Annotated in this window: 4 protein-coding genes; 1 reads left to right on the top strand and 3 read right to left on the bottom strand. The window is 75.4% G+C overall.

Translation table 11 applies throughout. The features are described 5' to 3' along the window. The 3 genes from SSNG_RS37115 to SSNG_RS45130 form a co-directional block, all read right to left on the bottom strand. Nucleotides 1–9,348, bottom strand: a 9,348-nt coding sequence (locus SSNG_RS37115; RefSeq protein WP_007269139.1) for a type I polyketide synthase, incomplete at its 3' end; no start/stop codon positions are given. A gap of 77 nt (nt 9,349–9,425) precedes the next feature. After that, on the bottom strand, nt 9,426–14,375 hold the full coding sequence (locus SSNG_RS37110) for a type I polyketide synthase (protein ID WP_042804882.1): 4,950 nt from the start codon (nt 14,373–14,375) through the stop codon (nt 9,426–9,428). Between the two features lie 36 nt (nt 14,376–14,411). Next, nucleotides 14,412–14,540 (bottom strand): hypothetical protein, encoded by a 129-nt coding sequence (locus SSNG_RS45130; protein ID WP_277752189.1) that lies wholly within the window; start codon nt 14,538–14,540, stop codon nt 14,412–14,414. Here SSNG_RS45130 and SSNG_RS44610 point away from each other — a divergent pair. Then, nucleotides 14,530–15,207, top strand: a 678-nt coding sequence (locus tag SSNG_RS44610; RefSeq protein ID WP_241695354.1) for a hypothetical protein, incomplete at its 3' end; no start/stop codon positions are given. The genes SSNG_RS45130 and SSNG_RS44610 overlap by 11 nt on opposite strands.

The following is a 15,207-nucleotide window of genomic DNA, read 5'->3' as shown; positions in this document are numbered from 1 at the left end:
CCAGCGTCCGGTGAGCCGGTCGCCGCCGTCCTCGGGCAGCAGGGTCCAGTCGACGTCGTAGCGCCAGGAGTCGACGGTGGAGCGCTCGCGGCGGCCGCGCCGCCAGGTGGCGAGTTCGGGCAGCAGCTCGCGCAGCGGGCGGTCGCCGTCGAGGCCGACGGTCTGGGCGAGGGAGTCGAGGTCTCCGGCTTCGACGGCCGTCCAGAACGCGCCTTCGGTCTCCTCGGCCGGGCCCTGCGGGAGGGCGGCCTCGGCGGGGCCGGAGGCCAGCCAGTAGCGCTGCTGCTGGAAGGCGTACGTGGGGAGTTCGACGGTGCGGGCGCCGCGTCCGGCGAGGACGGTGGTCCAGTCGACGTCGACGCCGCGGGTCCAGGCGGTGCCGAGGGAGGTGTAGAAGCGGGCCAGGCCGCCCTCCTCGCGGCGCAGGGTGCCCAGGGCGAGGGCATCGGATCCGGCGTCGTCGGCGGTCTCCATGACCCCGTACACGAGGACGGGGTGGGCGCTGGACTCGACGAACACGCGGTGCCCGGAGGCGAGCAGGGAGCGTACGACGGGCTCGAACGACACCGGCTGCCGGCAGTTCTCGTACCAGTAGGCGGCGGTGAGTTCGGAGCCGTCGAGGACCTCTCCGGTGACGGTGGAGTAGAGCGGGACGGAGCCGGCGCGCGGCCGGACGAAGGAGAGGAGTTCGATCACCCGGTCCTTGAGGCGGTCGACCTGGGCGCAGTGGGAGGCCACCGTCGAGGGGATGATCTTCGCGCGGACTCCTTCGGCCTCCAGCGCGGCGACGAGCTCCTCCAGCGGGGCGACCTCACCGGCGACGGTGACCGTCCCCGGACCGTTGATCCCCGCGATGGACAGGGCGTCCCCGTACGGGGCGAGCCGCTCCCGGACCGCGTCGGCGCCGAGCGACACCGAGGCGACAGCGCCGTTGCCGACCAGCTCGTCGGCGAACAGCTGCGAGCGGAGCACGACCACCCGGGCCGCGTCCTCCAGCGACAGCGCGCCCGACACGGCCGCCGCCGCGATCTCACCCTGCGAATGCCCGACGACCGCGTCGGGCACCACACCCGCCGCACGCCACAGCTCGGCCAGGGACACCATCACCGCGAACAGGACCGGCTGGAGCACCTCGATCCGGGTCAGGCCCTCGCCGTCACCGCGCAGCACCTCCTCCACCGACCAGTCGACATGCGCCTCCACCGCCGCCGCGACCTCCGCGAACCGCGCCGCGAACACCGGCGAGGAATCGAGCAGTTCGACACCCATGCCGACCCACTGGGAGCCCTGACCGGGGAAGACGAACACGGTCTTGCCCTCGGTGTCGGCGGTGCCGGTGACGGTGCGTCCGGCGGGCGCGCCGTCCGCGAGGGCGGCGAGTCCGGCGAGGGCTTCCTCGCGGCTGCCGAGGACGACGGCGGCCCGGTGGTCCAGGCGTGCCCGGGTGGTGGCCAGGGACAGGGCGACGTCGGAGAGGGACAGGTCCACGTCGGCGGCGAGGTGGTCGTGCAGCCGTCGCGCCTGTGCCTGGAGGGCCCCGGGGTTCTTGCCGGTCAGGGTCCAGGGGACGGTGGCGGCGAGGACCCCGGCGACCGCCGGGCGTGCGGTGTCCTCGGGGGCCCGGTCGTGGTCCGGGGAGGCGGTCTGCGGGGCCTGTTCCAGGATCACGTGCGCGTTGGTGCCGCTGAGGCCGAAGGAGGAGACGCCGACCCGGCGCGGGTGGCCGGTCTCGGGCCAGGCGCGCCGCTCGGTGAGCAGTTCGACGGCCCCGGTGGACCATTCGACGTGCGGGGAGGGCTCGTCGACGTGCAGGGTCCTGGCGAGGACTCCGTGGCGCAGGGCCATCACGGACTTGATGACGCCGGCGATGCCGGAGACGGCCTGGGTGTGGCCGATGTTGGACTTGAGGGAGCCGAGCCACAGCGGCCGGTCCTCCTCGCGGCCCTGGCCGTAGGTGGCGAGCAGGGCGTGCGCCTCGATGGGGTCGCCCAGCCTGGTGCCCGTGCCGTGGGCCTCGACGGCGTCGACGTCCTGGGCGGAGAGCTTGGCGGAGGCCAGGGCCTGGCGGATGACGCGCTGCTGGGCGGGGCCGCTGGGGGCGGTCAGGCCGTTGGAGGCGCCGTCCTGGTTGGTGGCGGAGCCGCGGACGACGGCGAGGACGCGGTGGCCGTTGCGGCGTGCGTCGGAGAGCTTCTCCAGGAGGAGGACGCCGAGGCCCTCGGAGAAGGCGGTGCCGTCGGCCGCGGCCGCGAAGGCCTTGGCGCGGCCGTCGGCGGCGAGGGCCCGCTGGCGTCCGAACTCGACGAACTCGGCGGGGGTCGACATGACGGCGACGCCGCCGGCCAGCGCCATCGAGCACTCGCCCTGCCGCAGGGACTGGGCGGCCAGGTGGAGGGCGACCAGGGAGGAGGAGCAGGCGGTGTCGACGGTGACGGCGGGGCCTTCGAGGCCGAAGGTGTAGGCGACGCGGCCGGAGATGACGCTGTTGGAGAGGCCGGTGCCGAAGTAGCCCTCGACGCCTTCGGGGATCTCGCGCAGTTCGGTGGCGTACCCGGAGGGGACGGCGCCGACGAAGACGCCGGTGCGGGTGCCCTTGAGGGTGGCGGGGTCGACGCCGGCCCGTTCGAAGACCTGCCAGGCGCCTTCCAGGACGAGCCGCTGCTGCGGGTCCATGGCGAGGGCCTCGCGCGGGGAGATGCCGAAGAGTTCGGCGTCGAAGCGGCCCGCGTCGTGCAGGAAGCCGCCCTCCTTGACGTACGTGCGGCCGGGCGTACCGGGCTCCGGGTCGTAGATGGCGTCCAGGTCCCAGCCCCGGTCGGCGGGGAAGGCGCCGATGGCGTCGCCCTCGGCGTCGACGAGCCGCCACAGTGCCTCGGGCGAGTCCACGCCGTCGGGGAAGCGGCAGGCCATGCCCACGATCACGACGGGGTCGCCGTCGGCGGCCGGGGCGGTGAGCGGGGCGTCTTCCGCGCCCCGGGGCTCGGTCCCGGTGTCGCCGATGAGCGCGGTGCGCAGCTGACGGGCGAGGGAGGAGGGGGTGGGGTGGTCGAAGACGATGGTGGCGGGCAGCCGCAGTCCGGTGGCCCCGCCGAGCCGGTTGCGCAGTTCGACGGCGGTCAGCGAGTCGAAGCCGAGCTCCTTGAAGGCCTTTTCGGCGCCGACGGCGTCGGCGGTGGAGTGTCCGAGGACGGCGGCCGCGTGGGTGCGGACCAGGTCGAGCAGGGTGCGCAGCTGGTCGTCGGGGCTGAGGGCGGTCAGGCGGCGGGCGAGGGCCGAGCCGCCGGCGCCGTCGGCGCTCTCCACGGTGCGGCGGGCGGACACGCGGACCAGGCCGCGGGCGAGTGCGGGCAGGGTGTGGCCGGCGGCCATGGTGCGCAGCGCGGCCTGGTCGAGGCGTACGGGGACCAGCAGGGGTGTGCCGTCGGCCGTGCCGGCGTCGAGGAGGGCGAGGCCCTCGGCCGGGGAGAAGGCGACCATGCCGGAGCGTGCCATGCGGGCCACGTCCTCCTCGGAGAGGTGGCCGGTCATGCCGCTGGCCTCGTCCCACAGGCCCCAGGCGAGGGAGGTGGCGGGCAGGCCCTGGGCGCAGCGGTGCTGGGCGAGGGCGTCGAGGAAGGCGTTGGCGGCGGCGTAGTTGCCCTGGGCGGGGCCGCCGATGACGCCGGCGGCGGAGGAGAACAGGACGAAGGCGGTGAGGTCCAGGTCGCGGGTGAGCTCGTGGAGGAGCGCGGCGGCGTCGGCCTTGGGGCGCAGGACGGCGGCGAGCCGGCCGGCGTCGAGGGAGGCGATGACGCCGTCGTCGAGGACTCCGGCGGTGTGGACGACGCCGCGCAGCGGCCGGTCGGCCGGGATCGCGGCGAGGAGGGCGGTGAGTGCGTCGCGGTCGGCGGCGTCGCAGGCCACGACCTCGGCCGTGCCGCCCAATTCGGCGATCTGGGCGACGAGTTCGGCCGCGCCGGGGGCGTCGGGGCCGCGTCGGCCGGCGAGCAGCAGGTGCCGTACGCCGTGCGTGGTGACCAGGTGCTTGGCGACGAGCCCGCCGAGGGTGCCGGTGCCGCCGGTGATGAGGACGGTGCCGGCCGGGTCCCAGCCCTGCGGGACGGTGAGCACGATCTTGCCGGTGTGCTTGGCCTGGCTCATGAAGCGGAACGCCTCGGGCGCCCGCCGGATGTCCCAGGCGCGGACGGGCAGCGGCTGGAGCACGCCCGCGTCGAAGAGCCGGCCCAGCTCGGCGAGCATCTCCGCGATCCGGTCGGGTCCGGCCTCGGCGAGGTCGAAGGCCCGGTAGGCGGTCCCGGGGTGGTCCCGTCCGACGTCCTGCGGGTCGCGGACGTCGGTCTTGCCCATCTCGACGAAGCGGCCGCCGCGCGGCAGCAGCCGCAGCGAGGCGTCGGTGAGTGGGCCGGCGAGGGAGTTCAGGACGACGTCGACGCCTTCGCCGCCGGTGGCGGCGCAGAAGCGCTCCTCGAAGGAGGCGTCGCGGGAGGAGGCGATGTGGGCGTCGTCGAGTCCGGCCGCGCGCAGCGCGTCCCACTTGCCCTCACTGGCGGTGGCGAAGACCTCGGCGCCCAGGTGGCGGGCGATCCGGACGGCGGCCGATCCGACGCCGCCCGCGGCGGCGTGGACCAGGATCCGTTCGCCGGCCTTCAGGCCGGCCAGGTCGACGAGCGCGTAGTAGGCGGTGAGGAAGGCCGTCGGTGCGGAGGCGGCCTCCTCGAAGGTCCAGCCGTCGGGGATCCGGGTGACGACGCGCCGGTCGGCGACCGTGTGCGGGCCGAAGGCGCCGGGGAACGGGCCCATCACCCGGTCGCCGACGGCGAGTCCGGTGACGCCGGGGCCCACCTCGGTGACGGTGCCGGCGCCCTCGTTGCCCATGGTCGCGTCGCCCGGGTACATGCCGAGCGCGATCATCACGTCGCGGAAGTTCAGGCCGGCGGCGCGGACCGCGACGCGGATCTCGCCCTCGGTGAGCGGCCGGGTGCCGGCCGGGACGAGGGCCAGGTGGTCGAGGGTGCCGCCGGAGGAGGCGAGCTGCCAGCCGTCGGCGTTCCGCGGGGGCGTCAGGCTGCCGCCGGGGGCGGTTCCGCGGACCAGGCGCGGCGCGAGCACCGCCGTGCCGCGTACGGCGGCCTGCGGTTCGCCGGCCCGGTGCGCGGCGGCCACGGCCGCCGGGAGCGCGGCGGGGGCGTCCTCGGCCGCGTCGAGGTCGACGAGCAGCAGCCGGCCGGGGTTCTCGGCCTGCGCGGAGCGGACCAGGCCCCACAGCGGTGCGTGCACCAGGTCGGTGACGTCCTCGCCGGGCCGTACGGAGACGGCGCCGCGGGTGACGACGGCGAGGCGGACGCCCTCCAGCCGCTCGTCGGCGAGCCAGTCCTGGAGGACCGTGAGGATCCGGGCGGTCTCCTCGCGGACCGCGTCGGCGAGCGCGTCCTGCGGGGTGCCGCCGACGGGCAGCACGACGACCCCGGGGGCGGGCAGTCCGGCGGCGACGGCGTCGCCGAGGGTGGCCGCGTCGTCGAAGAGCTGGGGGAACGCGCCGAGCCGCTGGAAGGCGGCCTCGACGCCGAGGCGGTCCTCGCCGAGCAGGCACCAGTCGTGCGGTGCGGCGTCCTGCGGGAGGCCGTCCGTGTCCACGGCCGTCCAGTCCAGCCGGAACAGGGAGTCGTCGCCCGCCGGCCCGGCGTCCAGGGACGCGGCGGTGACGGCCCGGGACACCAGGGCGCCGACGGTGGCGACGGGGCGGCCCGTGGCGTCGGCGATCTCCAGGCCGACGCCGTCCTCCCCGGCGGGGGAGATCCGCACGCGCAGCGCGGTCGCGCCGACCGCGTGCAGGGTGACGCCGTTCCAGGAGAACGGCAGGCGTACGCCTTCGGCTTCGCCGCGGGCGGCCTGCACCAGGCCGGCGTGCAGGGCGGCGTCGAGGAGGGCGGGGTGGAGGCCGAACCGGGCGGCGTCGTCGTGCTGCTCGTGGGCGAGGGCGACCTCGGCGTAGATCTCCTCGCCGCCGCTCTGCCTCCACACGGCGGTCAGGCCCCGGAAGGCGGGCCCGTACTGGTAGCCGGAGCCGGAGAGGGCCTCGTAGAAGCCGTCGAGGTCGACGGGCTCGGCGCCGGGCGGGGGCCAGGCGGCGAGGTCGAAGCCCGGCTCGCGGCGGGCGGCGAGCAGCAGGCCGGTGGCGTGGCGGGTCCACGGGGTGCCCTCGGGGGCGTCCTCGGGGAGGGAGTGCAGGGACACGGGCCTGCGGCCGTCGGACTCGGGGCCGCCGACGACGAGCTGGAGGCGGGCCGCGCCCTCGGGGGGCAGGACGAGCGGGGCTTCCAGGGTCAGTTCGTCGAGGGTGTCGCAGCCGACCTCGTCCCCGGCGCGGACGACGAGTTCGACGAACGCGGTGCCGGGGAGGATGACGGTGCCGTTCACGGCGTGGTCGGCGAGCCAGGGGTGGGTGCGCAGCGAGAGGCGCCCGGTGAGGACGGCCTGGTCCCCGTCGGCGAGGCGGACGGTCGCGCCGAGCAGCGGGTGGTCGGCGGCGCCGAGACCGGCGGCGGACACGTCCCCGGATCCGGTGTCGGCGACCTCCAGCCAGTAGTGCTCGCGCTGGAAGGCGTACGTGGGCAGGTCCACGTGTCCGGCGTCCCGGCCGCCGTGGACGGACTGCCAGTCGACGGGGGCGCCGTGGGTCCAGGCCTGGGCGAGGGAGGCCAGGAAGCGCTGCGGCCCGCCCTCGTCGCGGCGCAGGGTGCCGAGGGTGACGGCCGGGGAGCCGGCGGCCTCGATGGTCTCCTGGACGCCGATGGTCAGTACCGGGTGGGCGCTGGCCTCGACGAACAGGCCGTGGCCGCGCTCCAGCAGGGCGCTGACGGCGTCCTGGAAGCGGACGGTGCGGCGGAGGTTGGTGTACCAGTACTCGGCGTCCAGCTCGGAGCCGTCGGCCCACTCCCCGGTGACGGTGGAGAAGAACGGCACCTCGGCGGTGCGCGGCTCGATGCCGGCGAGCAGGCCGATGACCTCCTCCCGGATCGACTCCACCTGCGGCCCGTGCGAGGCGTAGTCCACGTTGATCCGGCGGGCCCGGACGCCGTCGGCCTCGCAGGCCGCCATCAGCTCGTCCAGCGCCTGGGGGTCTCCGGAGACGACCGTCGACTGGGGGCCGTTGACGGAGGCGAGGGCGAGGCGGTCGCCCCAGGCCGAGATGCGTTCCGCCACGGTGTCGGCCGCTGCCGCGACCGACACCATGCCGCCCTTGCCCGCCAGCGCGAGCAGTGCCTTGGCGCGCAGCGCCGACACCTTCGCCGCGTCCTCCAGGGACAGGGCTCCGGAGACTGCGGCGGCCGCGATCTCACCTTGGGAGTGCCCGACGACCGCCGCCGGAACGACACCGGCCGCGCGCCACAGCTCGGCCAGCGAGACCATCACGGCCCACAGCGCCGGCTGGACCACGTCCACCCGGTCGAAGCCGGGCGCCCCGTCCTCCTGGCGCAGCACCTCCAGCAGCGACCAGTCCGTGTGCGGGGCCAGCGCCCCGGCGCACGCGTCCAGCCGCGCCGCGAACACCGGCGAGGAGTCGTACAGCTCCACCGCCATCCCGGCCCACTGCGATCCCTGGCCGGGGAAGACGAACACCGGCCGGTCGGCGCCCTTGACGACGGCGCCGTCCACGACGCCGGTCGCCGGGAGCCCGGCGGCCAGGGCGTCCAGGCCGGTCAGGAAGCCGTCGCGGTCGGCGGCCAGGACGACGCCGCGCCGTTCCAGCGCGGCCCGCGTCGTGGTCAGGGCCCCGGCCACCGCGGCCGGTTCGACGGTGGTGCCGGACTCCGCGTGGGCGCGCAGCCGGGCCGCCTGCCCGTACAGGGCCCCGGTGGTCTTGCCGGACAGCGTCCACGGGATCGGGCCGCCGGTGACGACGGTCGCGGCGGGCGCCTCGGGGGCGGGGGCCTCGGCGGCGTCCTCGGCCCCGTCCTGGGCGAGGTGCTGCTCCAGGATGACGTGGGCGTTGGTGCCGCTGATGCCGAACGAGGAGACGGCGGCGCGGCGCGGGCGGCCCTCGACGGTCCAGTCCGCGGGCTCGGTGAGCAGTTCCACCGCGCCGGAGGACCAGTCGATGTGCGGGGACGGCTCGCTGACGTGGAGGGTCTTGGGGAGGACGCCGTTGCGCATCGCCATGACCATCTTGATGACGCCGGCGATGCCCGAAGCGGCCTGGGTGTGGCCGATGTTGGACTTCACGGAGCCCAGCCGCAGCGGTGCGGCGTCCGCGGGCCGCTGGCCGTAGGTGGCCAGCAGCGCCCCGGCCTCGATCGGGTCGCCGAGGGCGGTGCCGGTGCCGTGCGCCTCGACGACGTCGACGTCGTGGGAGGTCAGCCGGGCGTTGGCGAGGGCCTGCTTGATGACGCGCTGCTGGGAGGGGCCGTTCGGGGCGGTCATGCCGTTGGAGGCGCCGTCCTGGTTGGTCGCCGAACCCCGTACGACGGCCAGGACCTCATGGCCGTTGCGCACGGCGTCGGAGAGCCGTTCGACGAGCAGGATGCCGGCGCCCTCGGCGAGGGCCATGCCGTCGGCGCCCGCGGAGAAGGCCTTGCAGCGGCCGTCGGCGGCCATGCCGCGCTGCTCGCTGTAGCCGATGAACTCCAGCGGGGTGGACATGACGGTGACGCCGCCGACGAGGGCCATGGAGCACTCGTCGGCGCGCAGCGCCTGCGCGGCCATGTGGAGGGCGACGAGTCCCGAGGAGCAGGCGGTGTCGACGGAGACGGCCGGGCCCTCCAGGCCGAAGGTGTAGGCGACGCGGCCGGAGACGACGCTCGCCGCGCTGCCGGTGGTCAGGTGGCCCTCGTAGCCCTCGGGGATGGAGGGCAGGGACCAGCAGTAGTCGAGGTTGTAGCAGCCGACGAAGGTGCCGGTGCGGCTTCCCTTCACGGAGTGCGGGTCGATACCGGCCCGTTCGAACGCCTCCCAGGCGGCTTCCATGACGAGGCGCTGCTGCGGGTCCATCGCGAGGGCCTCGCGCGGCGATATGCCGAACACGCCCGGGTCGAACGCGCCGGCCTCGTAGAGGAATCCGCCTTCCTTCACGTAGGTGCGGCCGGAGCGTTCGGGGTCCGGGTCGTAGATCGCGTCGAGGTCCCAGCCGCGGTCCTCGGGGAAGGGGCCGATGGCGTCGTCACCGTCCGACACCAGACGCCACAGGTCCTCCGGCGACGCGACGCCGCCGGGGAAGCGGCAGGCCATGCCGACGATCGCGATCGGCTCGTGCCCGGCGTCCTCGACCTCGCGCAGCCGCTGCTTCGTCTCGTGCAGATCGGCGGTGACCCACTTGAGGTAATCGCGGAGCGTCTCTTCGTTCGTCGCCATGGGGACCTCTTTGAACCTCTCGGATAGAGCTGGAATTCGTGGGGGAATCCGGGTGACCGACTGGCCGGAGGACGCCCTTACTCCGGGCGGCCGAATTCCTTGCGGATGAATGCGAATATTTCTTCGTCGGACGCGGCGTCGAGCTTTCCGCTGACGGATCCGCCGTCCGCGGCGGCCTGCGCGTCCTTCCAGCGGGAGAGCAGTGCCTCCAGGCGGCGGGTGAGGTTCCTGCCCTCCTCCTGGCCGGGTGCCAGCGACAGCAGGTCGGACTCGATGCGGTCGAGGTCGCCGTGCACGGAGTCCGTGGTCGCCTCTTCGCGCCGGGCGGCGCCACCGTCCAGGAGCAGGCCGCGGAGGTAGCCGGCGAGCGCGCCGGGGGTGGGGTAGTCGAAGACCATCGTGGCGGGCAGGGTGAGGCCGGTGGCGGCGTTCAGCCCGTTGCGCAGGCCGACGGCCGTCAGCGAGTCGAAGCCGAGGTCCTTGAAGGCGCGGGCGGCGTCGACCGCGCCGGACGATGCGTGGCCGAGGACGGCGGCGGCGTGGCCGCACACCAGGTCGGTGAGGACGCGGTCCTGTTCCTCGCCGGACAGTTCGGCGAGCTTGTGGCGCAGTGCGTCGGCCGCTCCGGTGTCCCCGGCTTCCTCGTCGCCGCCGCGGCCGGCCTGCGCGAGGATCCGGCGGGCCTGCGGGACGTCCTCGGTGAGGCGTCCCGTGCGGGCGGAGGTGAACAGGGGCAGGAAGCGGTCCCAGTCGACGTCGGCGACGGCGACGGCCGTCTCGTCGTGGCCGAGGATCCGCCGCAGGGCGTTCAGGGCCGCCTCGGGGTCCAGGAGCGGCAGGCCGCGCTGTGCGGAGCGCTCGTGGAGTTCGCGCGCCTCGTCGGGGTGGGCTTCGGCGTCGAACAGGTCCCATACGCCCCAGCCGACGGCGGTGGCGGGCAGGCCGCGGGCGCGGCGCTGCTGGGCGAGGGCGTCCAGGTGGGCGTTGGCCGCGGCGAACGCGGCGTGCTCGCCGCCGCCCCAGTAGGAGGTGACGGAGGAGAACAGGACGAACGCGTCCAGGGCGGGGCCGTCGGTGCCGAACACCTCGTCGAGGGCCCGGGCGGAGGTGACCTTCGCGGCGAGCGCCTCCTCCAGGTGGCGGGCGGTGGTGGCGGCGAGGGGGGTGAGTTCGACGTGCGCGGCGGCGTGGACGACGGTGCGGACCGGCCGTCCCGCCTGCTCGGCACGGGCGGTCAGCGCGGCGAGCGCCGCCGGGTCGGCGCCGTCCCACTCCTCCAGGGTGACCTCGGTGCCGTCGGCGGCGAGTTCGCCGGCGAGGGCTTCGAGGGCGGGGGTGAGTTCCGCGGGGGCCGCCGTGAGCAGGAGGTGGCCGGCGCCCGCGGCGGCGAGGCGGCGGGCCGCCTCGGCTCCCAGGGGGCCCGCGGCGCCGGTGAGCAGGGTCGTGCCGGACGGCTGCCAGTCACGGGCGGGCGCGCCGTCGGGCAGGGCGGCCCGGACGAGCCGGCGTACGTAGGTGCCGGCGGTGCGGATCGCGATCTGGTCCTCGCCGTCGCGGCCCGCGAGGGCTCCGGCGAGGCGGGCCGCGGCGGCCTCGTCGAGGTCGGCGGGGAGGTCGACGAGGCCGCCCCAGCCGCGCGGCCGTTCCAGTGCGGCGACGAGGCCGAGGCCCCAGACCTGTGCCTGTACGGCGCTGCGCGGGGCGTTCTCGGGGCCGGCGGCGACGGCCCCGCGGGTGAGGGCCCACAGGGGGGCCTCGATGCCGGCGTCGTCGAGTGCCTGGGTGGCGACGAGGGTGCCGAGGAGCCCGGCGTCCTCGTCGGTGGAGAGCAGGGAGAGGATTCCGGCGAACGGCTCGTGGCCGTCCTGCGCGGTGCGCAGGGCCCCGGCCCACGCGTCGCGGTCGGCCCGGGCGGGGTCGAGGGCGAGGAGGTGGGCGCGGGCGCCGTGGGCGGTGAGCAGCTCCGCGAAGGGCCCGGCGGAGGTGCCTTCGGGGGCGCCTTCGGGGGCCAGCAGCAGCCAGTCGCCGTGGAGTCGGGCCGGTGCGGCGTCGGGCAGGTGCTTCCAGGTGATGCGGTAGCGGCGGGCGTCGAGCGCGCTCGCCTCGCGGCGGTCGCGGCGCCAGGCGGACAGGGCGGGCAGCAGCTCCCGGAGCGGCCCGGTGTCCTGGAGCGCGAGGGTGTCGGCGAGGGCGGTGACGTCGGCGCTCTCCACGGAGTTCCAGAAGCCGGCCTCGGCCTCGTCCACGACGGGCGTGCGGTCGGCCGCCGGGGTGCCTTCGAGCCAGTAGGTGCGGCGCTGGAAGGCGTACGTGGGCAGGTCGGCGGGTGCGTCCGGCGTGTCGCAGACGGACTGCCAGTCGACGGGGGCGCCGTGGGTCCAGGCCTCGGCGAGGGAGGCCAGGAAGCGCTGGGCGCCGCCTTCGTCGCGGCGCAGGGTGCCCTGGGTGACGGCGGAGGTGCCGGCGGCCTCGATGGTCTCCTGGACGCCGATGGTCAGTACCGGGTGGGCACTGGCCTCGACGAACAGGCCGTGGCCGCGCTCCAGCAGGGCGCTGACGGCGTCCTGGAACCGGACCGTCTGGCGGAGGTTGGTGTACCAGTACTCGGCGTCCAGCTCGGAGCCGTCGGCCCACTCCCCCGTCACGGTGGAGAAGAACGGCACCTCGGCCGTACGCGGCTCGATCCCGGCGAGCAGGCCGATCACCTCGTCGCGGATCGACTCCACCTGCGGGCCGTGCGAGGCGTAGTCCACGTTGATGCGGCGGGCGCGGACACCGTCGGCCTCGCAGGCCGCCATCAGCTCGTCCAGCGCCTCCGGATCACCCGAAACCACCGTCGACTGCGGACCGTTCACCGAAGCCAGCGCGAGCCGGTTGCCCCAGGTGGAAATACGTTCCGCCACCGCGTCGGCGACGTCCGCCACCGACACCATGCCGCCCTTGCCGGCCAGCGCCACGATGGCACGGGCCCGCAGCGCGGACACCTTCGCGGCGTCCTCCAGGGACAGGGCGCCCGAGACGGCGGCGGCCGCGATCTCGCCCTGGGAGTGCCCGATGACGGCCGCCGGGACGACACCGGCGGCCCGCCACAGCTCCGCGAGGGACACCATCACCGCCCACAGGGCGGGCTGGACCACGTCCACCCGGTCGAAGCCGGGGGCGCCGTCCTCCTGCCGGAGCACGTCCAGCAGCGACCAGTCCGTGTGCGGGGCCAGCGCCCCGGCGCACGCGTCCAGCCGCGCCGCGAACACCGGCGAGGAGTCGTACAGCTCCACCGCCATCCCGGCCCACTGCGAACCCTGCCCGGGGAAGACGAACACCGGCCGGTCGGCGCCCGTCACCACGGCTCCGTCCACGACGTCCGCCGCCGGGAGGCCGGCGGCCAGCGCGTCCAGGCCGGTCCGCGAGCCCGCCGGGACGACGCCGCGCCACTCCAGCCCGGCCCGGGTCGTGGCCAGGGCGAGGCCGATGGCCGCCTCGGAGACACCGGTGCCCGCTTCGTCGGCGAAGGCGCGCAGCCGGGCCGCCTGGCCGCGCAGGCCCTCGGCGGTACGGCCGGAGAGCACCCAGGGCAGGGTGGCGGCGGGGAGCACCGGCCGGTTCGGCTCGGATGCGCGGGGGGCGGGTTCGGCGTCCGCGTCCTGGCCGGCGTGCTGGACGATGACGTGGGCGTTGGTGCCGCTGGCGCCGAAGGAGGAGACGGCCGCGGTGCGGGGGCCCTCCGCGGCGGGCCAGGGCCGCTCCTCGGTGAGGAGTTCGACGGCGCCGGAGGACCAGTCGACCTCGGGCGTGGGCCCGTCGATGTGCAGGCTGCGGGGCAGCACCCCTTCGCGTACGGACATCACGGCCTTGATGACGCCCGCGACACCGGCCGCGGCCGCCGAGTGGCCGATGTTGGACTTGATGGAGCCCAGGTGCAGGGGGCGGCCCTCGGGGCGGCTGCGGCCGTAGGTGGCGAGGAGGGCCTGGGCCTCGATGGGGTCGCCGAGGGTGGTGCCGGTGCCGTGCGCCTCGACGAGGTCGACCTCGTGGGGCGAGAGCCGGGCGTTGGCGAGGGCCTCCTCGATGACCCGCTGCTGGGAGGGGCCGTTGGGGGCGGTCAGGCCGTTGGAAGCGCCGTCCTGGTTGACGGCGGAGCCGCGGATGACGGCGAGGACGCGGTGGCCGGCGCGGCGGGCGTCCGACAGCTTCTCCAGCAGCAGGACGCCGACGCCCTCCGACCAGCCGGTGCCGTCGGCGGCGGCCGCGAACGGCTTGCAGCGGCCGTCGGGGGAGAGTCCGCGCTGGCGGCTGAACTCGACGTACACCTCGGGGGTCGACATGATCTGCGCGCCGCCCGCGAGGGCGAGCGCGCACTCGCCCTGGCGCAGGGACTGCACGGCCAGGTGGATGGCGACGAGGGAGGAGGAGCACATGGTGTCGACGGAGACGGCCGGGCCCTCCAGCCCGAAGGCGTACGACAGGCGTCCGGAGGACACGGCGGTGGCGATGCCGGTCATCAGGTGGCCTTCGACGTTCTCGGCGGCCCCTTCCCGGTCGCTGCCGTAACCGGTGTACGTGGTGCCGACGTAGACGCCGGTCCGGCTGCCGGCGACCGCCGTCGGGTCGACGGACGCCCGCTCGAAGGCCTCCCAGGCGGTCTCCAGCAGCAGCCGCTGCTGGGGGTCCATGGCGAGGGCCTCACGCGGGGAGATGCCGAAGAAGTCGGCGTCGAAGTCGCCCGCGTCGTGGACGAAGCCGCCTTCGCGGACGTACGTGGTGCCGAGGTGGTCGGGGTCGGGGTCGTAGAGGGAGTCGAGGTCCCAGCCGCGGTTGACGGGGAAGCCGGAGACGGCGTCGCGGCCGTCGCGGACGAGCCGCCACAGGTCCTCGGGCGAGCGGACGCCGCCCGGATAGCGGCAGGCCATGCCGACGACGGCGATGGGCTCGGGCTCGTCCGCCTCGACCTCGCGCAGCCGCTGCCGGGTCTGCTTCAGCTCGGCGGTCACCCACCTGAGGTGATCGAGCAGCTTCTGTTCGTTGTCCATCTGGCGGGAGCTCCTTGGATGACGTTCCGGCACGGGCTACGACTTGCCGAGCTCTTCGTGGATGAACGCGAAGATCTCTTCGGCCGAGGCGGACGCCAGTTCGTCGTGGGCGTCGGCTTCTTCGGCCTTCTCCGGGTGGGTGCCGCCCCATTTGGTGAGCAGCACCTGGAGCCGGCCGGCGATGCGGTGGCGCGCCCCGTCGTCCGGGGTGAGCCGGGTTGAGGGCCGCGTCGATGCGGTCGAGGTCGGCGAGGACGGACTGGTCCGTCTCGACGTCGCCGTCCTGCAGGTGTTCGCGCAGGTGCTGGGCGAGCGCGGCGGGGGTGGGGTGGTCGAACAGGAGGGTGGCGGACAGCTTCAGGCCGGTGTCGGCCGCGAGGCGGTTGCGCAGTTCGACGGCGCTGAGCGAGTCGAAGCCCAGGTCCTTGAAGGGCCGTGCCTCCTGGACCCCGTCGGCGGTGCGGTGGCCGAGGACCGCGGCGGCGTGTCCGCGGACCAGTTCGACGAGGAGGTGCTGCTGTTCGGCGGGCGCGGCGGCGGCGAGCCGCTGCCGGAGGGCGGCGGCCTCGGCGGCCGCCCCCTGCCCGGCGCCCGGCTCGTCGTCGGCCAACGCGGCTCGTACGTCGGGCAGTTCGCTGATCAGTGCGCTGTGGCGCATGGCCGTGTAGGTGGGGGCGAACAGCGCCCAGTCGACGTCGGCGACGCCGACGCAGGTCTCGTCGAGGTCGAGGGCCTGCTGGAGGGTCGCGATGGCGGTGCCCGGGGCGATGCCGATCACTCCGCGGCGGCGCAGGAGTTCGTCGATGTCCTCGGAGGCCGCCATGCCGGCTTC

This window comes from Streptomyces sp. C, assembly GCF_000158895.1.
GTDB lineage: Bacteria > Actinomycetota > Actinomycetes > Streptomycetales > Streptomycetaceae > Streptomyces > Streptomyces racemochromogenes.
The sequence above is the reverse complement of the archived record's forward strand: the minus strand, read 5'-3'. Positions and strand labels throughout refer to the sequence as shown.

What these genes read in the sequence shown, in the direction of transcription:
- SSNG_RS37110 (WP_042804882.1), bottom strand. Translation starts at nt 14,375, where the DNA reads ATGGACAACGAACAGAAGCTGCTCGATCACCTCAGGTGGGTGACCGCC.